Annotated in this window: 22 protein-coding genes; 11 read left to right on the forward strand and 11 right to left on the reverse strand. The window is 67.4% G+C overall.

Going from position 1 to position 22471, the window contains the following annotated elements; translation table 11 throughout:
* Positions 1-23 precede the first annotated feature (23 nt).
* Both ACT53M_RS06725 and ACT53M_RS06730 read left to right on the forward strand, forming a co-directional pair.
* Entirely contained in the window at positions 24-797 is a 774-nt protein-coding gene (locus ACT53M_RS06725; RefSeq protein WP_476232250.1) for an enoyl-CoA hydratase/isomerase family protein, read from the forward strand.
* Positions 798-799: 2 nt separating this feature from the next.
* Positions 800-1555, forward strand: coding sequence for an enoyl-CoA hydratase/isomerase family protein (locus ACT53M_RS06730; RefSeq protein ID WP_084581231.1), 756 nt, complete (start codon positions 800-802; stop codon positions 1553-1555).
* A 16-nt stretch (positions 1556-1571) separates the two neighbouring features.
* Here ACT53M_RS06730 and ACT53M_RS06735 read toward each other — a convergent pair whose 3' ends face one another.
* Positions 1572-2723 (reverse strand): thiolase, encoded by a 1152-nt coding sequence (locus tag ACT53M_RS06735; RefSeq protein WP_476232252.1) that lies wholly within the window; start codon positions 2721-2723, stop codon positions 1572-1574.
* Between the two features lie 4 nt (positions 2724-2727).
* Positions 2728-3096 (reverse strand): Zn-ribbon domain-containing OB-fold protein, encoded by a 369-nt coding sequence (locus ACT53M_RS06740; protein WP_476232253.1) that lies wholly within the window; start codon positions 3094-3096, stop codon positions 2728-2730.
* 200 nt (positions 3097-3296) lie between these two features.
* Here ACT53M_RS06740 and ACT53M_RS06745 point away from each other — a divergent pair, with 200 nt between their 5' ends.
* The 3 genes from ACT53M_RS06745 (at position 3297) to ACT53M_RS06755 (ending at position 7111) form a co-directional block, all read left to right on the forward strand.
* Positions 3297-4475, forward strand: a complete 1179-nt coding sequence (locus ACT53M_RS06745) for an acetyl-CoA C-acyltransferase (protein ID WP_476232254.1) — start codon at positions 3297-3299, stop codon at positions 4473-4475.
* 108 nt (positions 4476-4583) lie between these two features.
* A complete protein-coding gene (locus tag ACT53M_RS06750) occupies positions 4584-5825 on the forward strand; it encodes a cytochrome P450 (RefSeq protein ID WP_476232256.1) in 1242 nt (413 codons plus the stop codon).
* Positions 5826-5887: 62 nt separating this feature from the next.
* Positions 5888-7111, forward strand: coding sequence for a cytochrome P450 (locus ACT53M_RS06755; RefSeq protein WP_476232258.1), 1224 nt, complete (start codon positions 5888-5890; stop codon positions 7109-7111).
* A 5-nt stretch (positions 7112-7116) separates the two neighbouring features.
* Here ACT53M_RS06755 and ACT53M_RS06760 read toward each other — a convergent pair whose 3' ends face one another.
* Both ACT53M_RS06760 and ACT53M_RS06765 read right to left on the reverse strand, forming a co-directional pair.
* The gene (locus tag ACT53M_RS06760) at positions 7117-7845 is read right to left on the reverse strand and encodes an NUDIX hydrolase (RefSeq protein ID WP_476232259.1); all 729 of its coding nucleotides are present in this window, start codon (positions 7843-7845) and stop codon (positions 7117-7119) included.
* Complete coding sequence (locus tag ACT53M_RS06765) at positions 7842-8846, reverse strand: NAD(P)H-dependent flavin oxidoreductase (protein WP_476232260.1); 1005 nt, start codon at positions 8844-8846, stop codon at positions 7842-7844. The genes ACT53M_RS06760 and ACT53M_RS06765 overlap by 4 nt, the downstream gene beginning before the upstream one ends.
* 190 nt (positions 8847-9036) lie before the next feature.
* Here ACT53M_RS06765 and ACT53M_RS06770 point away from each other — a divergent pair, with 190 nt between their 5' ends.
* Positions 9037-9357: a 2Fe-2S iron-sulfur cluster-binding protein gene (locus tag ACT53M_RS06770; RefSeq protein WP_476232261.1), complete on the forward strand. Its 321-nt coding sequence runs from the start codon at positions 9037-9039 to the stop codon at positions 9355-9357.
* 17 nt (positions 9358-9374) lie between these two features.
* On the forward strand, positions 9375-10145 hold the full coding sequence (locus ACT53M_RS06775; RefSeq protein ID WP_084581245.1) for an enoyl-CoA hydratase/isomerase family protein: 771 nt from the start codon (positions 9375-9377) through the stop codon (positions 10143-10145).
* Between the two features lie 15 nt (positions 10146-10160).
* Here ACT53M_RS06775 and ACT53M_RS06780 read toward each other — a convergent pair whose 3' ends face one another.
* From ACT53M_RS06780 to ACT53M_RS06805, 6 genes are all read right to left on the reverse strand, one after another.
* Entirely contained in the window at positions 10161-11066 is a 906-nt protein-coding gene (locus ACT53M_RS06780; protein WP_476232262.1) for a crotonase/enoyl-CoA hydratase family protein, read from the reverse strand.
* 51 nt (positions 11067-11117) lie between these two features.
* Positions 11118-12053: an SDR family oxidoreductase gene (locus tag ACT53M_RS06785; protein WP_476232263.1), complete on the reverse strand. Its 936-nt coding sequence runs from the start codon at positions 12051-12053 to the stop codon at positions 11118-11120.
* Positions 12054-12207: 154 nt separating this feature from the next.
* Positions 12208-13371: an acyl-CoA dehydrogenase family protein gene (locus ACT53M_RS06790; RefSeq protein WP_476232265.1), complete on the reverse strand. Its 1164-nt coding sequence runs from the start codon at positions 13369-13371 to the stop codon at positions 12208-12210.
* Positions 13372-13396: 25 nt separating this feature from the next.
* Complete coding sequence (locus ACT53M_RS06795; RefSeq protein ID WP_476232266.1) at positions 13397-14626, reverse strand: CaiB/BaiF CoA transferase family protein; 1230 nt, start codon at positions 14624-14626, stop codon at positions 13397-13399.
* Positions 14627-14709: 83 nt separating this feature from the next.
* The gene (locus tag ACT53M_RS06800) at positions 14710-16365 is read right to left on the reverse strand and encodes an FAD-binding protein (RefSeq protein ID WP_476232410.1); all 1656 of its coding nucleotides are present in this window, start codon (positions 16363-16365) and stop codon (positions 14710-14712) included.
* Between the two features lie 5 nt (positions 16366-16370).
* Positions 16371-17693, reverse strand: coding sequence for an aromatic ring-hydroxylating oxygenase subunit alpha (locus ACT53M_RS06805; RefSeq protein WP_476232411.1), 1323 nt, complete (start codon positions 17691-17693; stop codon positions 16371-16373).
* A gap of 169 nt (positions 17694-17862) precedes the next feature.
* Between ACT53M_RS06805 and ACT53M_RS06810 the strand changes: the two genes are divergently transcribed.
* The 4 genes from ACT53M_RS06810 (at position 17863) to ACT53M_RS06825 (ending at position 21654) form a co-directional block, all read left to right on the forward strand.
* A complete protein-coding gene (locus tag ACT53M_RS06810; RefSeq protein ID WP_476232267.1) occupies positions 17863-18870 on the forward strand; it encodes an acyl-CoA dehydrogenase family protein in 1008 nt (335 codons plus the stop codon).
* Positions 18867-19805, forward strand: coding sequence for a DMT family transporter (locus ACT53M_RS06815; RefSeq protein ID WP_476232269.1), 939 nt, complete (start codon positions 18867-18869; stop codon positions 19803-19805). The genes ACT53M_RS06810 and ACT53M_RS06815 overlap by 4 nt, the downstream gene beginning before the upstream one ends.
* A 134-nt stretch (positions 19806-19939) precedes the next feature.
* Complete coding sequence (locus tag ACT53M_RS06820; protein WP_476232271.1) at positions 19940-21082, forward strand: oxidoreductase; 1143 nt, start codon at positions 19940-19942, stop codon at positions 21080-21082.
* Entirely contained in the window at positions 21079-21654 is a 576-nt protein-coding gene (locus ACT53M_RS06825; protein WP_476232273.1) for a nuclear transport factor 2 family protein, read from the forward strand. The genes ACT53M_RS06820 and ACT53M_RS06825 overlap by 4 nt, the downstream gene beginning before the upstream one ends.
* Positions 21655-21667: 13 nt before the next feature.
* Here ACT53M_RS06825 and ACT53M_RS06830 read toward each other — a convergent pair whose 3' ends face one another.
* Positions 21668-22405, reverse strand: a complete 738-nt coding sequence (locus ACT53M_RS06830; protein WP_476232275.1) for an IclR family transcriptional regulator — start codon at positions 22403-22405, stop codon at positions 21668-21670.
* Positions 22406-22471 lie beyond the last annotated feature (66 nt).

Genomic DNA, 22471 nt, shown 5'->3' on the forward strand with positions numbered 1-22471 from the left:
CCGGCAGGGACAGGAAATAGGCGATGACCATCGAATACTCGGTTGAAGGCGGCGTTGCGCGGCTCGTCATGAACCGGCCGGAACGGCGCAATGCGCTCGATGCGACGATGCGCGTGGAGATGGCGGACCGCGTCGACCAGGCCGCCGCAGATCCGGCCGTCCGCGTGCTGATGATCGAAGCCGTAGGCGCGCATTTCTGCTCGGGTGCCGATCTCGGGCAGTTCAAGGGCGAATCCATTCCGTCCTCGCGCCGCCGCATGCAGCATGGCGGCCTGCGGCTGGTACGCGGACTTTGGGAGATGGAAAAGCCGGTGGTAGCGGTCGTCCGCGGTGCGGCGATCGGGCTGGGTGCCGCCATCGCGCTCGCCTGCGATCAGGTGCTTGCCGATTCCACCGCACGCTATGCCTTCACCTATGCGCGGGTCGGGCTCGTGCCCGATACCGGCGCGGCCTATCTGCTGACGCGGCAGATGGGGTTGCTGCGCGCGAAATCGTTGCTCTTCTCCAGCCGCTTCGTCGGCGCGGCCGAAGCCCTGTCGCTGGGCCTCGTCAGCGAGGTGATCGAGGACGAGCAACTCGCCGCGCGGGCGGAGGCGGTCGCGCAGGAACTCGCCGCGGGCCCCACCTTCGGCCTGGGCATGATGAAGCGGCTGCTCCATCGCGCGTCCGAACCCTCGCTCGCAGACTTCATGGATTATGAGGCGCTGATTGCGCCGCAGATGCGCTTCACCGAGGACTATGCCGAGGGAACCAGCGCCTTTCGCGAAAAGCGGACACCACAGTTCAAAGGATATTGAAGATGGGCGTGCGGATCGAACGCAACGGGCATGCCGTGGTGGCAACCCTGGACTGGCCGGAGCAGCGCAACGCGATGGGCCCCGACGAGTGCCGGGAGCTGACCGCGGCACTGACGAACATCGCGGACGATCCCGATATCCACGGGGTCGTGATCACCGGCAACGGCGCCTTCTGCGCCGGCGGCAACATCCGGGGCGCGGTGGCGCGTCGGGAAATGTCGCCCGAGGAGCGCAAGTCGATCGTCTATGCCGCCTATCAGGGGATGATCCGCTCGGTCATCGCCATTCCCGTGCCGACGGTCGCGGCCGTGGACGGTGCGTGCGTGGGGATGGGGCTGGACATCGCACTCGCCTGCGACAGCCGTTTCTTCGGTCCGAAGGGCTGGTGCATCCAGGGCTGGGGCCGGGTCGGGCTGATCCCCGGCACCGGCGGCGAATGGCTGCTGCGGCTGAAGGCGCCCGGCCTGCTGTGGAAGATGCTCGAGGAGCAGGAACGGATCTACGCCGATGCGGCGGCGGCACTCGGCCTCGCCGAGGTTGCCGGCGAAGACGGTGCCTTGGCCCGCGCGCTGGTCCGGGTCGAGAAGCTGGCGGCGATGGGGCGCCGTCCGCTCGAAGGCTATGTCGACCTCCATCGCGCCGACCTGCGCGCGGGCTTGGAAGCCCATCTCGAAGCCGCTGTCGATCGCCAGATCGCGCTGCTGCAGAGCCCCGGCATCACCAACCGCGTCGAGGCCATTCTCGGCAAGGCGGAATAAGGTAGGCGCGGGCGCGCTACAACGTCGCCCGCGTCCCCAGCACTACCGTCGCCTGGCTCGACAGGACACCGCCATTGCCGTGCGCGACCGCGATGTTCGCACCGATCTGCCGATCCCCCGCTTCGCCCCGCAGCTGCCGCGTCGCCTCCACCAGCAGGAACAGGCCGTACATGCCCGGGTGGACGCAGGACAGGCCGCCGCCATTGGTGTTGACCGCCAGCCGCCCGCCGGGCGCGATGGCGCCGTTCGCGACGAACGGGCCGCCCTCGCCCTTGGCGCAGAAGCCCAGATCTTCCAGGAACAGGATCGGCGTGATCGTGAAGGCATCGTAGAGCATCACCACATCGATGTCGCTGATGCCGATGCCCGCCTGCGCAAAAGCCTGCGGGCCGGTGATCGCCGCCCCGGTGACCGTCAGGTCCGGCATCGCACTGATCTCGCGATGGGTGACGACGCTGGCGGCGCCGAGCACGAAGACCGGCGGCTTCGCACAGTCCTTCGCGCGATCGGCGCGGGTCATCACGATCGCGGCGGCCCCGTCGTTGAACAGGCACGCATCCCGCACGCTGAGCGGATCGGAGAGCATCCGCGCGCCGAGCACGTCCTCGATCGTCAGCGGATCGCGCACGGCCGCCTCGGGGTTCAACTGCGCCCAGCGCCGCGCCGCCACCGCGACCTCCGCGAGATCGCGCCGCGTCGTGCCATAGAGGTGCATGTGGCGGCTGGCGGCAAGCGCATAGGAGGAAGCGGGCGCGATCGGACGATAGGGCGCCTCCCACACGCTCTGCCGCGACATGCCCACGGCGCCGGGCGGGTTGCTCGCGGGGTTCGATCCATAGGTGATCAGCGCGCAGTCGATCAGCCCGGCGTCGAGCGCGAGTGCCGCCTGCTGCGCATAGATCTCGAAGGCGGAGCCGCCGGTGCGGTTGCAGTCCGTCACCCGCGGCTGGATGCCGAGATATTCGGCCAGTTCCAGCCCGCCAAGCGCCTCATAGGGGGCGGAGGTGTAGATCGCATCGACGTCGGCCAGCGTGAGGCCGGCATCGTCGAGCGCCATCAGCGACGCCCGCGCCGCCATGTCGACAGCGGAAACGCCCGGGCAGCGGCCGATCCCATAGGTGGCGGCGCCGACGATCGCGGCACGCCCGCGCGGAAAACCATTCGTCATCGTCTCACTCCACCACGAAAACCAGCCGCGACCCGGCCTCGCCATGATCGATCCTTGCGCGCACCGGCATGCCGATCGTCACCGTCTCGGGTGCGATATCGACCACCTCGCTCATCAGGCGCACGCCTTCGGCCAGGTCGATCAGCGCCACGCTGTAGCTGGGCTCCGGCGGCTTGCGGCGCACCACCGTCGTCGCGTGGACGGTGCCGCGGCCCGATGCTTCCACCCAGTCGAGGTCCTGCGCACCGGTGCAGGGTGCCGCCACGCGCGGATAGAAGACGAATTGCCCGGTCGACCGGCTGCGCTGCAACATCAGCCTGCCCGCCGCCAGATGTGCCTGCCATTCCTGTACCGGTCGCAGATCCTCGCTCATTCGCAGCGCTTTCCTTCGACATGGGTGATCCGATCGCGGACGTTCCTTCACCGCGGCGCGAGCGACGTCAAAGGCGGGGCCGGCATCATCATGAGTGCGATCTCCGGGCCCGAGGCCGGGTTCGGGCGCCGCCGGGGCTGGCACCCGGCGCACGCCGACCCTAGTCGCATGGTGTACGCATTCACCAGGATGATCTGACCATGAAAGAAGCCGCGATCGTCGCTACCGCCCGCACGCCCATCGGCAAGGCATTCCGGGGCGCATTGAACAACGTCCATGGCGCCACCCTCGCCGCGCATGTCATCAAGGCGGCAGTCGAACGCGCGCGGCTCGATCCTGCCGAGGTCAGCGACGTGCTGCTGGGTGCGGCCCGGATCGAAGGCGCGGTGGGAAACAATGTCGCGCGGCAGGCCGCCATCCGCGCCGGCCTGCCGGACAGCGTGCCGGGCGTATCGCTCGATCGGAAATGCTCCTCGGGCCTGCAGACGATCGCCATGGCGGCGCAGCGCATCCGCGCCGGCGAAGGCGGCATCATGATCGCCGGCGGCCTCGACTCGGTATCGCTGGTCGAGCCCCACCGGAACGTCTTCCGCTTCGAGGACGAATGGCTCGCCGCCGAACGCCCCGACGTCTATCTTCCGATGATCGACACGGCCGACATCGTCGCGCGTCGCTATGGCATCACCCGCGAAGCGCAGGACGCCTATGCCGTCGAAAGCCAGCGGCGCACCGCCGCCGCGCAGGAAGCCGGCCGGCTCAGCGAGGAAATCGTCCCTATCACCGCGGTAAAGAACGTGGTCGACAAGAGCGGGCAGATCGTCGGCCAGGAAGAAGTCACGCTCACCCGCGACGAGGGCAACCGTCCCGGCACGACGATCGAGGATCTTGCGCGCCTCAAGCCGATCCGCGAGAACGGCTTCGTCACCGCCGGCAACGCCAGCCAGCTCTCCGACGGCGCCAGCGTCTGCGTCGTCATGGACGCGGACGAGGCGAGCCGGCGCGGCCTGCCGATCCTGGGGCTCTATCGCGGCTTCGAGGCGGTAGGCTGCGCGCCCGACGAGATGGGGATCGGCCCGGTGCTGGCGGTGCCCAGGCTGCTCGATCGCCTGGGCCTCACCATCGCGGACATCGACCTGTGGGAACTGAACGAGGCGTTCGCCAGCCAGGTGCTCTACTGCCGCGACACGCTGGGCCTGCCGCAGGACCGATTCAACGTCGACGGCGGTGCCATTTCGATCGGCCACCCCTATGGCATGTCGGGCTCCCGCCTTGCCGGCCATGCGCTCATCGAGGGCAAGCGGCGCGGCGCCAGGCGCGTGGTGACGACGATGTGCGTCGGTGGGGGCATGGGCGCCGCCGCCGTGTTCGAGATCGCCTGACCGCCTTCCCCGGCGCCTCATCACAGACGGGATATCGCCCGCCCGCGTTTGAGCCGCCCTGCGCCGGGGAGTAGGTTGCCCGGCAACGCACTGCGTTGCGAGGAAATCATGGCAACACTACCGAAAATCCGCGACTTCGATGATCCGGCCTATAACCCGATGGAGCTCGATGCCCTGTCGTTCGGACGGCATGAAGATCCCTATCCGCTCTACCACCGCATGCGTGCCGAAGGCCCGGTCCATCCGGTCAGCTTCCGCGAGGCGGTGGGCCTGCCGGACAAGGTCTTTGGCGGCCGGCGGTCGTTCTGCGTCGTTGGGTTCGAGGAAGCCAGCAAAATCCTGGTCGATCCGGTCAACTTCTCGAACAAGGCCTATGGCGAGAATCTCGGCCGCGCCTTCGGCCAGTCGATCACGATCATGGACCCGCCCGACCATACGCCGTGGCGGCGGATCTTCCAGAAGATCTTCCTGCCGCAATATGTGACCCAATGGGGCGACACCATCGTCGATCCGGTGGTGGACCAGCTGATGTCCGCCTTCCAGCCGACCGGCCGTGCCGACCTCGTCGCGCAGTTCACCCACCTCTACCCGTTCCACGTGATCTACGAGCAGCTCGCCCTGCCCAAGGACGATATCGACCTGTTCCACAAGCTGGCGATCGCGCAGACCGACTATGTCAACATGGACAAGGCGGTGGAGGCCGGCGAAAAGCTGGGCGAATATTTCAAGGCGATCGTCGATCAGCGCCGCGCGGAACCGGGCGACGATCTGATCACCCGCCTGGCGCTGACCGAGGTTGAGGGCCAGTTTCTCCCCGAAGAGGTGCTGATCTCGTTCCTGCGCCAGCTGATGAACGCCGCCGGCGACACCACCTATCGCGGCACCAGCGTGCTGCTGACCGCTCTGCTTCAGAATCCCGAGCAGCTGGAAGCCATCCGCCAGGACCGCGCACTGATCCCGGCCGCGATCGAGGAAGCGCTGCGCTGGGACGGCCCGGTAGGCATGCTGATGCGGACCGCGGTCAACGACCTGGAACTCGGCGGCACGTTCGTACCTGCCGGTTCCATGGTCTTCGTGCTCGCCGCCGCCGTCAACCGCGATCCCGCGATCTGGCCCGAACCGGACCGGTTCGACATCTTCCGCGCGAAGAAGCCGCATTTCTCGTTCGCCCGCGGGCCGCACATGTGCGTCGGCCAGCATCTGGCCCGCGTGGAGATGACACGGGCGCTGCATGCCGTGCTCGACCGCCTGGCCGGTCTCCGGCTCGATCCGGACATGCCGCCGCCCCAGCTTCGCGGCGCGATGATGCGCGTGCCCGAACATATCCATGTGCGCTTCGAGCCGAACTGATCGCCGCCGCCTCGCTGCAGCGCGCAGCGAAAACTACCGAACGAACCTGTTAGGAGAGATCCGTGACCCGCACCCCCGTAATGGATCGCATCACCGTCCCCAGGCCGGAAAACGTGCCGGCCGATCGTGTCGTGGACATTGACTATTACAACCTGGTCCACGGCGACGAGGACGTGCACCTCGCCTGGAAACACCTGCAGGACGGGCCCGACATCGTGTGGACCCCCCACAATGGCGGCCACTGGATCTTCACGCGCTTCGAAGACATCAAGGCCGCGCAGACCGACCATGCCCATTTCTCGATGCGGAGCGTCGGCGCGCCTTATTCCCCCACCAATTTCAAGCCGCTCAATCTCGATCCGCCCGAGCATGCGCCCTATCGCCGGCTGATCATGCCGCACTTCCTGCCCAAGCAGGTCGATCGCCTGGAAGGGGTCGCCCGCCAGACCGCGATCGAGCTGATCGAAGGCTTTGCCGACGCCGGGCATTGCGAGTTCATCACCGATTTTGCCAAGATCCTGCCCGTCACCGTCTTTCTCGGGCTGATCGACCTGCCGATGTCGGATCGCGACCAGATCCAGCCTTATGCGGACCAGGCCACGCGCGGCACCCAGGAAGAGCGGGCGAACGCCCACCGCCAGATGGCCGCCTATCTCAGCGCAAGGCTCGACGAACGCATCGCCGCTCCGGGCGACGACCTGTTCGGACAGATCATCAAGGCGGAGGTCGATGGTGCTCCCATCACCCGCGCCGATCTGATGAGCATCTGCCTGCTGCTGCTGTTCGGCGGCCTGGACACCGTCGCCTCGATGCTGGGCTTCATCGCACGCTTCCTCGCGATGAATCCCGATCATCGGCGCCAGCTCGCCGAACGGATCGATGATGTACCGTTCATCCGGCATGCGGTGGAAGAGCTGATCCGCCGCCACGGCGTCGCCAACACCAGTCGCGTCGTGACGATGGACTATGCGTACAAGGACGTGCTGCTGCGAGAGGGCGACATCGTGCAGGCGCCCAACCTGTTCGCCGGGCTGGACGACCGGGTGGTCCCCAACCCGCTGACGGTCGACTTCTCCCGCAAGTTTCCGATTCCCCATGCCGCGTTCGGGAATGGTCCACACACCTGCCCCGGTGCCGTGCTCGCCCGGCGCGAGATCGAAGTGTTTCTGCGCGAATGGCTGCGCCGCATTCCGGACTTCGAGCTGGCGGGACCCGCACGCATGGCATCGGGTGCCGTCAACGGCGTGGAAGCGCTGCCGCTGCGCTGGCCTTCCCAGGGCGGATAAAGACGTTAGATCGTGCTGGGCGGAATGCGAAATCGCGTTTCGCCATAGCCGGCCTCCTCGGGGATCGTGATCTCGATCCCGTCCTCGGTCGGCACCAGCACCGGCTCCACCGTGAACGGCTTGCGCATCCGCGCACGGTCCACGGCATCCGCTACCGAATCGCTCTCGGCCAGGCGTTTCAGGTTCATCAGCGTCGGAAACAGCAGCTGGCTCTCGCCCCGCGCGACCTGATCGAGCAGCGCCGCCGGCGATACCCATTCGAGCGCGACCGTCTCGCTCCCATCGGCACGTGCCTGCTGTCCGGCAGGCATGCGCGTGAGGAAGAAATGCGTATCGAACCGCTTGGCGCGATGCGCGGGCGTGATCCAGTGGCCGAAGGATACCAGCCGATCGAGCGCCAGCGGGCCACCGGCCTGTGCCGCCAGCGCGCGAAAGTCCGCCGATGCCGGCACCGCCTTGGGCAGCGGCCCCAGAAACACGCCGCACTCCTCATGCACCTCGCGCAGCGCGGCGATCCGCAGGGCCCGCTCCTCGGCGGCGAGATCGTCCGGCGCAACCAGCGTGCGCCACGCCTCCGATGCATCGGTGGGTTCCACCGCGCCGCCGGGAAAGACGAGTGCCGAGGCGAAGGACTGGCGTGCGTTGCGCCGCACCATCAGCACCTCGAACGGATCGTCGCGGAGCACCAGCACCGATGCGGCGCGGCGCGGCGCCGCGGCAGGCGCGGTGCTCACCGAACAGCCGCCGGTACGGGCTGCCCGATGAACCGGCCCAGCCGAGCGGCGATGATCGCCTCCGCCTCGGCGACCATGCGCGAAACCAGTTCGCTGCAGGTCGGCACATCGTGGATCAGGCCCTGCACCATGCTCGCCCAGAAGACGCCGGCTTCGAGATCGCCGGTCTTGAGCACCACCCGGCCCGCCGCCCCGGCGACGAGCGGCGCGACGTCCTGGAACGTCGATTCCGGGGCGGCCAGCCGCCGCACGACTTCGTCCGACACCGCGCTCTTGGCCACGCGCGCGGTGTTGTGAAACTTGCGCAGGATCAGGTTGGTGCCGCGTTCGTCGTTCGCCAGGATCGCCTGCTTCACCTTGTCATGGATCGGCGCTTCCACCGTCGCACAGAACCGGGTGCCCATATTGACCCCGTCGGCGCCCAGCGCGAGCGCCGCCACCAGCCCGCGGCCATCGCCGATCCCGCCGCTCGCCAGCATCGGGATCTTCACCTGATCCGCCGCCGCCGGGATCAGCACAAGGCCCGGAACATCGTCTTCGCCCGGGTGCCCGGCGCATTCGAATCCGTCGATCGAAATGACGTCCACCCCCTTGCGCTCCGCCGACACGGCGTGGCGAACCGAGGTGCACTTGTGGAGGATGCGGATGTCGGCCGCCTTGAACATTTCCCACAGCTCGGCAACGGCGGACGTACCGGCCGTCTCGACCACGCGAATACCGGCATCGATGATCGCCTGGGCATAGCCGCGATAGTCGGGCGAGTTCATCGTCGGAAACACGGTGAGGTTCACGCCGAAGGGACGGGCGGTCATGCTGCGGCAGCGCTCGATCTCGTCGCGCAGTGCGTCAGGGCTGGGTTGCGTCAGCGCGGTCAGCATGCCGAGCGCACCCGCGTTCGATACCGCGCTTGCCATCTCGGCCAGCCCCACCGATTGCATGCCGCCCTGCACGATCGGATGCTCGATGCCGAGCAACTCCGTGATCCGCGTCCTCAATGCCATACCGGTATCGCCTCATCGCTAAACTCTAGATCGCGCGATTGATGGCAGAAGAGCGTTGCTGCGTTAACGCGCGACGGCGGCGTTCCGCGCCTTAGCACATATTTGATGAGCATGCGGCCGGCCACGCACGGCTTGCATTGGCGAACCATCTCGGTTGCAAGCAGCGGAAGAAGTGGAGCAGCGTGACGGCATGGTGAGCATAGCATTCGTCGAGCCCGACGGTACCGTCCGCACCATCGACGGACGCGAGGGGCTTACCGTCATGGAGACGGCGAAGCGGGTCGGCATCGCCGGGATCGAGGCAGAATGCGGGGGGGCGTGCAGCTGCGCGACCTGCCATGTCATCGTCGATCCCGCGTGGTTCGCGCGCGTCGGCCCGCCGGGCGACGAGGAACGCGAACTGCTCGATTTCGCGCGCCAGGTCACGCCCACGTCGCGGCTCTCCTGCCAGATCCACCTGACGCGCGCACTCGATGGACTGCGGGTGGCCGTGCCGCCCGCCCACCCCTGATCCAGCGGAGACATGGTATGACGACGGGCTATCTCGAACGCTATGACAACATCGCCTTCCGCCGCGAGGACGGGGTACTGGAAGTGCGTCTGCACACTCGCGGCGGGCCCGCCCGATGGGCGGCATGGGGCGGGCTGCACCGCCAGCTGGGCCCCGCCTTCCACGACATCGCACAGGATCGCGAGGTCCGAGCGATCATCCTCACCGGGACCGGCGACAGCTTCTGCCAGGGCTATGACGATCAGGGCGAGGCAATGCCCAAGATGGGGCCGGCGGTGTGGGACGCGCTCTTCAACGAAGGGCGCCGGATGCTGCACAATCTGCTGGCGATCGAGGTCCCTGTGATCGCCGCCGTCAACGGTCCGGCGCTGATCCATGCCGAACTGGCGGTCCTCTCGGATATCGTCCTCGCCTCCCAGACCGCCCGCTTCGCGGACAAGGCCCATGCGATCGCCGGCGTCGTGCCCGGCGACGGCGTCCACAGCGTCTGGCCGATGCTGCTGGGCCCCAATCGCGGCCGCTACTTCCTGCTCACCGGCGAGGAGATCGATGCGCAGGAAGCGCTGCGCCTCGGCATCGTCGGCGAGGTCCTGTCGCCGGATGCGCTGCTGCCGCGGGCGTGGGAGCATGCCCGCCGGCTCGCGGCGCTGCCCCCACAGGCGATGCGCTACACGCGCATCGCGCTGACCGAGCGACTCCGCGCCGAGATGGGGCGGAGCCTGGGCTATGGGCTGATGCTGGAGGGGATGGCGATCCTCGGCGGTCGCGAGGCCCGCGGGGCTTCCTAGGCCAGGCCCCGCCCCTCACCCCCGGGCGTTGAGGGTCACGATGCTATTGCCGAACGGCTCGTCGCGATTCTTCAGCGCCTGCTTCAGCCCGACTTCGCCGACATCCTTGCGAAACTGCACCCGCCGCGGCCCCTGCGCGAGATGCGCGCGGGCATCGAGTTCCGCCGTCAGCCGCATCGCCGTCTTGGCACCCATCAGCTCCATCTGGAGATTGACGGCGCGCTTGTGCGTCGAAAGGATCTCGGCGTCGACGTTCGAGATACGGCGTGCCATTTCGGCTACCGCCGCGTCGAGTTCGTCGGCCGGCCAGGAATCGAGCACCAGGCCGATGCGGGCAGCGTCGCGCCCCAGCAGCGTGTCGCCGGTGAACAGCATGCGCTTCGTCCATTGCGGGCCGAGATGGTACAACCACATGTTGGTCGGCGGGGTGCCGTTGGCCCGTGCGGCGGGAAAGCCGATCTTCGCGTCGTCGGCCGCCATCACCAGGTCGCAGCTGAGCGCGAGATCGGTGCCGCCGGCAAGGCAATAGCCCTGCACCTTGCAGAGAACCGGCTTGTGCAGGTCGAGCAGGATCGCGGTGAGCGCCTGCTGACGCTCGAGGTGCCAGCAGTCATTGTCGATCGTCGTCGAGCGGCCGCGATAGCGGTCGGCATCGAATTCGGGCTCGGCGTCCTTGCCGCCGCCATAGCTGCCGGTCAGGTCATAGCCGGCGCAAAAATCGCGGCCCTCGCCGCCGAGGACAATAACGTTCACCTCTGCGAGATCGTCCGCCTCCAGCAGCGCCTGGTGGAGCTCGCCGAGCATCTGGGCATTCAGCGTGTTGCGCTTGTCGGGGCGATTCAGCGTGATCCATGCCACGCGGTCGCGCACGTCGAAGCGCAGCGTTTCGCTGCTCTTGAGCCACTTGGCCGTCGACGTCATGCTTCTCTCCTGTGATCGATATTCGAAACCAATGTAACGGCCGGATGCCGCTCAGCGAGCCCCTGTCAGGAACCGGTTGATGATATCGCCGACCAGATATTCGGCGACGCCAGGCGCATCGAGCGCATCGAGCGTGAAGCCGTCCGCGGCGAAGACCGCGCGATGCAGCTCCGGCTCCGGGAACACGCCGATCTCGTCTCCCTGGACGAAGAAGTCGCGCCCGGACACATGCGCCGCAGCATCGCTGCACAGCCACACGGCAAGCGCGGCGACGCTCTCGGGCATGGGCATGGTGCGGCGCAGGGCGAGGGGGCGGTTCCAGTTGAACGTCTGCCCCAGCGCGCGCGAGCGCTCGATCGTCCGCATCACGCCTTCGGTCCGGGTCGTCGTCTGCGCCGAGATCGGCCGGATCATGTTGCAGCGGACGCCGAACTCGCCCAGGTCGCGCGCCACGGTGCGCGTCAGCCCCGCCACCCCTTCCTTGGCGGCGGAATAGTTGCTCATCCCGTAATGGCCATAGCCGGAGGTCGAGCCGGTATTGACGATCACCCCGCCCTTCTGGGCGATGAACACGGGCGCCGCGGCCCGGATCGTCGCGAAGCTGCCCTTCAGGCTGACGTCGAGCACCAGGTCCCAGTCCTGCTCGGTCAGCTGGTCGATGCGGCCGGCGCGGACGATGCCGGCATTGTTCACCAGAATGTCGATCCGCCCCCAGGTATCCACCGCCTTGGCGACGATAGCCGCGCCTCCGTCCATGCTGGCGACGCTCGAGCCTTCCGCCACCGCCTCGCCGCCGGCCGCAACGATCTCGTCGACGACCTGCTGCGCGACATCGGCATTACCCGACTCGTCCCCGTTCGGGCCACCCCCCAGGTCGTTGACGACCACGCGCGCGCCTTCCCGGGCGAACAGCAGCGCCTGTGCGCGGCCGATATTGCGGCCTGCACCCGTGACCACGGCCACCTTGCCTGCGAAACGACCGGACATTGCGATGCTCCTGCTTGAATACTAGATCGCGCATGGGATGCCCCGGCACAGGAGCGAAGAAAACCGCGACACCGCTTCCGCCCCACCCTCATCATGAATGTGGACGACCGCGGTCGGATCGTCCGGCAGCGGAGCACCCGATCGCCGGCGACCGTCAGACGCCCTTTCCGAACGGCCCGATCTCCGCCTTGCCGATGAAGGTCCGCAGGTTTTCGTCCGAACCTTCCAGGATGCGGGCGACGCGCAGGTCGCGCAGCCACGCCTCGAGCGGCAGTTCCTTCGACAACCCCATCGCGCCCATGATCTGGATCATGCGGTCGACCGTCGCGCCGGCCGCCTCGACGGCCTTCAGCTTGGCGATGTTGGCGGCGGTGCGGGCATCCTCTCCTCGATCGTGCTTCCAGGCCGCTTCCCAGGTAAGCCAGCGCGCCGCGTTGATGGCGGCGCGGCTGTCCGCGATCGCGAACTGGGTCGCCTGCTGGGCGGCGAGTGGCTTGCCGAACACCTCACGCTCGCGCGCCCATTCGGTGCCGAGCCGCAGCGCCTCTTCGGCCACACCGATCGCACGGGCGGCATAGAGCAGCCGCGCCCGCAGCACCCAGGCGCCGGCGAGCGCAAGCCCGCCGCCATCGGTCCCGATCAGATTCTCCCCGGGAACGCGCACTTGCTCCAGCCGTAGCTCGCACGGCCAGTGGTCGCGCAGCACGGGAAGTTCGCGCACGACCTCCAGTCCCGGCATGCCCGCTTCTACCAGGAACGCGCTGATGCCCGCTTCCGTGCGGGCATAGACCACGCCATAGCGGGCATATTGGGCATGGGTGATCCACATCTTGGTACCGGTCAGCACCCAGCTATCGCCATCGCGCACCGCTCTCGTCCGAATGGCGCGGACCGGATCGCTTCCGCCGGTCGCCTCGGCGATGCCGGTGAAGCCGTACCAGCCCTGCTCGATCGAGGGCACGACCCAACGCGCGATCTGATCCGCATTGGCCTGATACATCACGATAGGCGGCGGATGCCCGAAGACGCCGCCGCCCGGCTGCGGAAAGCAGAATTTGTGCTTGCTCGCCTGTTCCACCACCACGACGAAGGCGAACGACGACAGCCCCGCGCCGCCGAAGCGCTCCGGCGCGTCGAAGCACCAATAGCCCGCCTCTCGCGCGCGGCGCTGCAACGCGAAGAGCTGGTCGTGCGGGATCTGCCGCGCTTCCGTCGGCAATGCCGCCTCGACCGGCCGGATCTCCTCGCGAACGAAGCGCTCGACGGCACCCGCAAGCATCGCCAGATCCTCCGGCAAGGCAAAGCCGTTGAAGCTCATCGGCGCGCTGACCGGCCGCCCACCTTCAGATGACGCCGGCCGCCCGCAGGGCTTCGCGCCGCTCTGCGTTGATGCCGAGCTTCGCTTCCAGCACCTCGTCGGTGTGCTGACCGAACATCGGTGGCGGCGCATAGTCGGTGATCGGCGTTTCGGAGAAGCGCATCGGGCTGCGGATAAGGCCCAGCGCCGGGCTGAGTGGATGGTCGACATCGACCCGGAGGCCGCGATGGCGAACCTGTTCGTCCTGGAACACCTCGCCGAGATCGTTGACCGGACCGCTCGGCACGCCGGCCGCGTCGAGCCGCCGCAGCCATTCCGCGCGCGGCCGCGCCATGAAGATCGCGTTGAACACCTCGGTCAGCGCGTTGCGGTTGCGGACCCGGTCTGCATTGGTGCGGAACCGCTCGTCCTCGATCAGTTCGGGGTGCTCGACGGCGTGGCACAGGCGGACATATTGCGTCTCGTTGCCGGCGGTCAGCATGATCGGCCGATCCGCTGTCGGGAACATCGCCGCCGGCATGCCGCCATTGCCCTGCGTCCCCCGCCGCACCGGAATCTCGCCGGAGACGAGGTGGATCTGTGCATAATGCGACATCGCGGCGACAACGGAATCGAGCAGCGCGATATCGATATATTGGCCGCTGCCCCCCTGCCCGTCGCGATGGTACAGCGCGCCGAGCACCGCGGATAGCGCGTTCATCGACGCCAGCACATCGGCGATCGACGGCCCCATCTTCATCGGGCCGCCGCCCTCCTCCCCATCGGGCAGCCCGGTGACGCTCATCAGCCCCCCCATGCCCTGGAAGATCGCATCATAGCCCGGGCGCTTGGCATAGGGACCATCCTGGCCATAGCCGGTGATCGAGCAATAGATCAGGCGCGGGTTGATCGCCTTCAGGCTTTCATAGTCGAGCCCGTAGCGTTTCAGATCGCCGACCTTGTAGTTCTCGAGCAGGACATCGGAATCGGCCGCCAGCCGACGAATCAGCTCCTGCCCCTCGTGCTTGGCGATATTGATCGTGACCGACTTCTTGTTGCGATTGGCCGAGAGATAAAAGGCGTTCTCCCGCGTCTGCGCGCCGTCCGCGTCGGTCAGATAGGGGCCGCCATAGATGCGCGAGTCGTCGCCGCTGCCGGGACGTTCGACCTTGGTCACCTCGGCACCCAGATCGCCGAGCATCTGCGCCGTAAGGGGGCCGGCGAGCACACGGGTGAGGTCCAGCACGCGGATGCCAGAAAGCGGGCGTTGAGCCATGATATATCCTTGTCACCTTGGGCCTATCCGTGGCGGATCGACCAATCACGCCCCCTGGCGTTTCGCCGGAAGGAGCAACAATTCTATTGTAGATTCAAACGCATCGCCCGCCGCGCCGCGCGCAGTCCGAAGATGAACGACGCCGCGATCGACGCGCCTGCGCCGGGATATACCCCACCCGTCACCGAGGCGGTGCAATTGCCCGTCGCATACAGGCCCGGAATGGCGGTGCCGTCGGGCCTGAGCACGCGGCCGTCCTCGTCGGTCACGAGACCACCATAGGTCCCGACGTCGCCTGGAAACATCTGCACCGCGTAAAAGGGAGGACGATCGATCGCGCCGAGGCAGGGGTTGGGCTTCACTGAGGCATCGCCGCCGAACCGATCATAATGGCGTGCACCCTTGGCGAAATCCTCGTCTACGCCGCGCTCGGCGAAGCGGGTCATCCGCTCAGCACTTCGAACCAGGCCGGCGGCATCGACGCCGATCTTACCGGCGAGTGCCTCCAGGCTGTCCGCTTTGACCATATAGCCTTTTTCGAACCAGCTCGGGGGGGTCAACAGCGGCGGGAACTTGCCCCACACATAATTATTGCGATGGCGGCTATCCAGAATGGCCCAGACTGGCTTGCCGGTGCGTTCGACGACATCGTGCATGCGCTCGCCGGTTTCCATGTAGCTGCCGGCCTCGTTGCAGAAGCGCTCGCCCTTGGCGTCCACCAGCATCATGTACGGCTTGGCCAAGTCCTGAGGATGCATCAGCGGCACGCTGGCACCGGGCGGCAGGGATCCGGGAATCCACACCGCCTTGTCGAGATTGTCGGTGTCGGCGCCCAGCGCGATCGCCTGTTCCAGCATTTCTCCGGTGTCGCCGGGATTGGCATTGGTCCAGCCGGTCGAGGTAGGCGTGCGGTGGTAGCGGTCGCGCATCGCCTGGTTGCGCGCAAAGCCGCCGATGTTCAGCAACACGCCGTCGCGTGCACAGATCCGCCGCCTCTGGCCATCGATTGCCGCGACGACGCCGATTACGCCGCCGTCCTCGGACAGGATGAATTCCTCCACACCGGCTTCGGTGCGGATGTCGACGTCGTTCTGTAGCGCGGCATAGAGCATCTGCGCCTGGATCGCAGTCCCGGCACTGACCAGATGCTTGCCGGTGATCCGCATCCGCATCATGCGGAACGCCAGCGCCAGCGCGGCAAGGCGCCCTTCCCAGGTCCGTTTCGCGAGCGACACGCGGTGCATTTCGCGCCGCTTGAAGGGGACCGGGAACGGCCCCTTGCGCAGCCGCGCCTCCCATTCGCCGAGCTTTCGCGTATCGAACAGCGTCATGCCGATCGATCTGCCGCGCGGCGCGCCGCCGGGACGGTCGTCATAATAGTCGGACCAGCCGTCGAAGCGGCGGAAACGAACGCCCTTTCGTTCGAGATATTCGACCATCTCGGGGCCGGTTCGCAGATAGGCCTCGGTACGGGCCGGGGTTACGCCCTTGCCGCCGTTGCCGACGGTGTGCGCCAGATATTCCAGTCCGCGCTCGTAGCTGTCCTGAATCCCCTCACGCCGCAGCAATGGATTGTTCGGGATCCACAGCACGCCGCCCGACATGGCGGTCGAGCCGCCGACCTTGTCGGTCTTCTCCAGTATCAGCGGCGTCTTCCCGGCATCCTTGACCGCCAGCGCTGCGGCGAACGAGCCGCCGCCGGAGCCCACGATCAGGAAGTCGACCTCCTCGTCGAACATCTGCTTCACGCCATGAACTCGTGCAGGGCGCGGTGAAAGTTGGAAACCGCCAGTTCCTGCTTCGGGTTGGTCCGCGATCCCTTGAATCCCCGGCTCTTCATGCCCTGCTGGAGATCGGCCATGTTCTGGAAGTCCTGGGTCAGGATCAGGCCCCAGTCGGCGATGCTGGTGATATCGGGCCGGACCGAAAGCGTCGGGCGGGGCTCCTTGCCCTCCGGATAGCGCTCCAGCGCATAGACATCGAAGATGCAGCTGTCGGGATCGTCCCCGTTCGGACGTGCGCGATAGCCGAGCAGATGGCAGGGACCATGGAGGAAGACCATGTTGGGGAAGATGTGCCACGACGTGCCGGCCTTGCCCATCGCCTCCGGGGTCAGGTCGGCGGGCCAGCCCGCGCCCCCCGCCTCATGCTCCTCGCGGTTGAAACGCATGAAGGCGCGGACAACCTCCATCGGCTCGGCGTCCGCAGGCATTTCCGCGCGCAGGCGCTTGGCGGCACGCAGCGTGTGCTCCGTCATCGTCGTGTCGAGCGTCTCGAGCAGCTCCTCGAACACGCGGACCACGGCGTCGCGGACGTCCAGATCCGCCGGCGGATCGCCCAGCCGCGGCGACGGCAGGCCAAGCGGCCGGCCAGGGCCATAGCCGAACATGCCGTGCAGACCGTGCTTGCGGCTGATCGTGTAATCCGAGGTGAATGCGAGCAACTGGCGATGCGTCGTCTGAACGTGATAGCCTTCCGAAAAGGCTTCCAGCGCCACTTTCCAGTTGGCCGGAAGCACCGCCTGGCGCCGCCATTTATAGCGCATCTTGCCGATCTCGAACATGTCGAGATATTCGGGCGCGGGGTCGAGCCACTCCAGCAGCGGCGGCGTCTCCGCGTCGGGACACACGAACACCCAGCCGTTCCACGTATCGACGCGGACCGGCTCCAGCGCGATCTCCGCATCGTCGAGCGTGCCGTCCCAGTCCGCCCGATCGATCACATCGACCGAACGACCGTCCAGGTCCCATTTCCAGCCATGATATTTGCAATGGAACCGTCCCATCCGGCCACAGCCGCTGGTCAGCTTGCGCCCCCGGTGCGGGCAGACATTGAAGAACGCCTTCAACTCTCCCGCGGCGGTCCGCACGATCGTGATCGACTCGTTCGCGATCTCATAGGTGATGAAGTCGCCTGGCGCTTCGAGCTCCTCCTCGCGCCCGGCCATCTGCCAGGCGCGAGTCCAGAGCCGCTCGCGCTCGAGGCGCGCGAAATCCGGCGAGATATAGTCGCTCGCCGGCACGAAATCGTCGCGAACGGGAGAGGTGGCGGATACGGCGGTAAGCATGGTCAATAGGTCCTTCGCCTGGGGCGTCCCTTTGGGCACAAGCTATGGCGCTCGCAGGGGCCGGGCAACCGATCCCGCACGCACTGCACATATGTGATCGCGCGCGCGCACCGGTGGCGCCGGCACGCGATGCCGATAACAGGGAAGCGAGCGCGGGAGAGTAGCAGCGATGGACCAGGAACGTACCGACCGTATCGAGATGATTCGCGACAGCGCCTCGGCGGTGGTTTCCGCCGACGGCGACGTGTCGCGCGTACGCGGCCTCCGCTTCGGTGATCGCGATTTCGATGCGGCGACCTGGCAGGAAATGCTCGCGCTCGGCTGGATCCCGCTGCTGGTGCCCGAAAACGCCGGCGGTGCCGGGCTCGGCATGGGCGAATATTGCGCGCTCGCCGAAATCATGGGGCGCGGCCTGGTTCCCGAGCCCTTCGTCGCCGCGGTTCCCGCCGTCGCCGCCCTGCCGGACGCGGCGCGCGACGCGGTGCTGGGCGGCCAGAGCCTCTACCTGCCGGCGCTGGGCGGGAACATCGCAGTGCGTGACGGAAGGCTGTCCGGTCGCTGCACGGGCGTCCTGTCGGCGCGCCATGCCGATGGGTTCCTGATTTTGGCGGATACCGGCTTCTGGGTCCTCGAGGCCGGCGACGTCACACTGACCAGCGTCGGCGCACAGGACGGGCGGACGATCGCCACCATTACCATGTCCGACTCGCCGGCGCGCCCGGCGACGGGCGACGGATTGGCCGCCGAACGTCTGCGCCTGGGTGTCGCAGCCGAATTGCTGGGCCTCGGCCAGCGCGCGTTCGACATCACGCTCGACCATCTGCGAACGCGCCAGCAGTTCGGCCGCGCGATCGGCAGCTTCCAGGCGCTGCAGCATCGCTGTGCGGATCTGCTCGTGCAGATCGAACTGGCGCGCGCCGCAGTGGATGCCGCCGCCCGTGCTTTCGACTCGGGACGCGAACGCGATGCGATACGGCAGGCAGTCTCCCGAGCGAAGGCCCGCGCCGGAGACATGGCGATGCTGGTGACACGGCAGGGCATCCAGCTCCACGGCGGCATCGGCTTCGCCGACGAAAGCGACATCGGCCTGTATCTCCGCCGCGCCATGGTGCTGGTGAACCAGGGGGGAAGCCCCGGCTGGCACCGCAAGCGCTATGGCACGCTGTTGGCCGCGTGAGCGCCCTCGCGCCACAAGCAGCATCCGGGCCGGCAGCTGCGCAGCGGGACCATACGCTGCGCGGCGCGATGTGGATGCTGGCCGCGGCGATCACCTTCACCCTCGCCATGTCGCTGGTGAAGTTCCTGGGGAACAGCTATCCCCCCGCCGTCCAGACCTTTTGTCGCCAGGTCGTGAGCCTGGTGGTGCTGCTCCCCTTCATCCTCGCGGCGCCCGGACGCGTGCTGCGCACCGCGCGCCCAGCCTATATGCTCAGCCGCTCTGCAGCGAGCAGCCTAGCACTGATCCTCGCCTATACATCGTACCAGCGGCTTGGGCTGGCGCAGGCGAACGCGTTGTCGTTCACCCGCATCCTGTTCATGGTACCGCTGGCGATGCTCATCCTGCGCGAGCATGTCGCGCCGGGCCGCATGCTCAGTACCCTCGTCGGCTTTGGCGGCGTCGTCGTCGTGCTGCAGCCCTGGAGCGCACACTCCATCCTCGACTGGGGGGCCGCAGCGGGGATCGGCGCGGCGCTGCTCGCGGCCTGGGCGCTGATCGGCGTCAAGTCGATGACGCGCGACCACAGCCAGCTTACCCTGCTCGCCTGGTCGGCGATTCTGGGCGTGCTCTTCACCGCGCCCGCGGCCGCGCTGGAATGGAAGACGCCGCACGGCGTGGAACTGATGCTGCTCGGCCTGATGGGGGCGCTGTCGACGGTGACGCAGGCCTGCTACATCAAGGCCATGTCGATGGGCGAGGCCACCGCCATGGCGCCGATCGACTATACCCGGATCGTCTTCGCGTCGCTGTTCGGCTTCGCCTTTTTCGGCGAGGTCCCCGGTGGCGCCACGTTGATCGGGGCGGCGATCATCATCGGCGCCGCGCTGGCGATCACGCTGCAGGCCCGCAGGCGCATCGTACCCCTCGAAGCGGTTCTCACGGAAACGCCTTGAGTCGCACTCCCGCTGCGGCCGTCGACCGCGGCATCGACACTTTCGGGCATCCGATATGCGATGCTTCGCCCCCGAGCGTTCCAATCGGCGCGCCTCGCCTCGCCATGCGGAGCGCCCGCCCATAGGGTGACATCATGCTGAAATCCTTGCTGACCCCCTTGCAGCTTCGCGGCGTGACGCTCGCCAACCGCGTCGTGATGTCGCCCATGTCGCGCTACTTCTGCGCCGGGGGTGTGCCGACGCGCGACGTCGCCGACTATTATCGCCGCCGCGCCGATGGCGGCTTGGGCCTGATCATCACCGAGGGCGTTTCCGTCGACCATCCCCGCGCCGTCGACAATCCGGGCATCCCGCGGTTGCACGGTGAGGACGCGCTCGCCGGCTGGCGCGACGTGGTCGATTCCGTCCACGCCGCCGGCTGCCCGATCTGGCCCCAGCTCTGGCATCAAGGGCCGATGTGGAACGTCGAATTCGCCGGCGCACACGCAGCGGACACGGCGGCCCTGCGCCCGTCAGGCATCTGGGGTCCGCCCGACGGCGTGATCTCCGTCCATCCCGAGCGACGCGTGCAATCGCTGCCCGAAACCGCGCCGATGCGCGAGGAGGAGATCGCCGACGCCATCGCCGCCTATGCGGCGTCGGCGCGCAATGCGGTGGCGGCGGGCTTTGACGGTATCGCCGTCCACGGCGCCCATGGCTATCTGATCGACAGCTTCCTGTGGCAATATACCAACCGGCGTGCCGATCGTTGGGGAGGCGCCCCGGAGGCGCGGGCCCGGTTCGGCGCGGAAGTGATCCGGGCGATCCGTGCGGCGGTGGGCGAATCGGTGCCGATCGCGCTGCGGATCTCGCAGTTCAAGATGCAGGATTACCGGGCGCGCCTGGCCGATACGCCGGAGGAGCTGGCCGAACTGCTCGGCCCGCTGGCCGATGCCGGCGTGGACCTGTTCGATTGCAGCCAGCGCTTCTTCGATACGCCGCTGTTCGAGGGATCGCCGCTGAACCTCGCCGGCTGGGTGAAGGCGTTGACCGGCACGCGGACGATGACCGTCGGCGGCATCGGCCTGGGCAAGAGCGGCAAGCCCGCCGCGCATATCGATCGCGGCCAGCCGTCGGACAACAACCTGCCCAGCCTTGTCGAGCGGTTCGATCGGGGCGAATTCGACCTGGTGGCAGTCGGACGGTCGCTGCTGAACGATCCGGAATGGCTGCGCCGCGCGATCGAGCAGCGGGACTTCCTGCCGTTCGATCCCGCCAATCTGGAGCGCTTGGCGTGAGCGGCGCCGACCTCGCCGCCCGCATCGACCGGATCGAATCGCAACTCGCCATCCAGCAACTGCCGATCCGCTACGCACTGGCGATCGACGCGCGCGACATCGATGCATGGCTGGCGCTGTTCATTGCCGATGTCGACTGCGGCGCTGCAGGAAAGGGCCGAGAGGCACTACGTACCACGATCGAGCCGGGCGTCCGAACCTTCTACCGCTCGATTCATCAGATTTGCGGGCATGCCATCGACTTTGTCGATGCCGATCACGCGACAGGCCGCGTCTATTGCCGCGCGGAGCATGAGGATCGCGGCCGCTGGTACGTGATGGCGATCTGCTATTTCGACGAGTATGTGCGCCGCGACGGCGAGTGGTTCTTCACCCGTCGCCGCGAACGCCATTGGTATGCGGCGGACCTGCTCGAACGTCCCACCGCACCGTTCCGCGGCTGGCCCGGGCACGACCGCAACGCCCCTCGCCTGCCGGCCGCCTTTCCGAGCTGGAGCCGCTTCTGGGCAAAGGTTCCCGACGCCGAGATCGCGACGCTGACGGCGATGCCGGTGGAGAGCGAAACGCGGTGAGACGAAGGGCTTCCTAGCGCGCGAAACGCAGCATCCCGGCAGTCTTTTCCGCGACCTCCGTCAGAACGCGGGAGACCTCCTCGATCCGCTTGTCGAGACGGCCTGTCGGTCCCGCCACGAGCAGCGCAATGCGGCGCCGGTCGAAATCATCATTGCCGGGCAGCGCAGCGGCAATGCCGACCGCGCCGAAAATACCCTCCTGGATGCTGACAGCATAGCCGTCGCTGCGGATGCGTGCCAGCTTCGCTCGCAACCTGTCCGGATCGGTGAGGGTATTGGGGGTAAGCTGCAGGAACTCGGTCTGCGCGATATAGCGTTCCTGCGTGGCGGGCTCCTCATAGGCGAGGATCGCCTGGCCCGCGGCGGTGCAATAGAGCGGCCGGCTCGACCCCAGCGACACGCTGTACCGCACCGTCTGGCGACTATCGACCCCTTCAATATAGGTCACGGTCATCGTTTCCGGATCGAGGCGGGTCAGCACCGCCGTTTCGCCGGTGCGCTCCAGCAATTCCTCGATCGCCTCGTGCAGCACCGGCGACATGCTGGGCCGCGATGCGAGCATTGCGTGCGCCATGCGATAGGCTGCCCCGCCCAAGCGATAGCGCTGGTTGAGGACGGTCAGGTGCTGCGACGCGACCAACCCCTTCAGCATGTTGAGCAGGCTGCTCTTGGGCGTATCGACCAGGAGCGCCAGTTCCGACAGCGATATGCCGTCGCGGCGATCCGCTACGGTCTCCAGTACGCTGAGCACCCTGCCTACGCTGCGGGGTGGATCCTGTATCGGCCGACGATGGTCCTGCACTGGAAGCTCGGCCAG

The organism is Sphingomonas sp. DMC6, assembly GCF_056314225.1.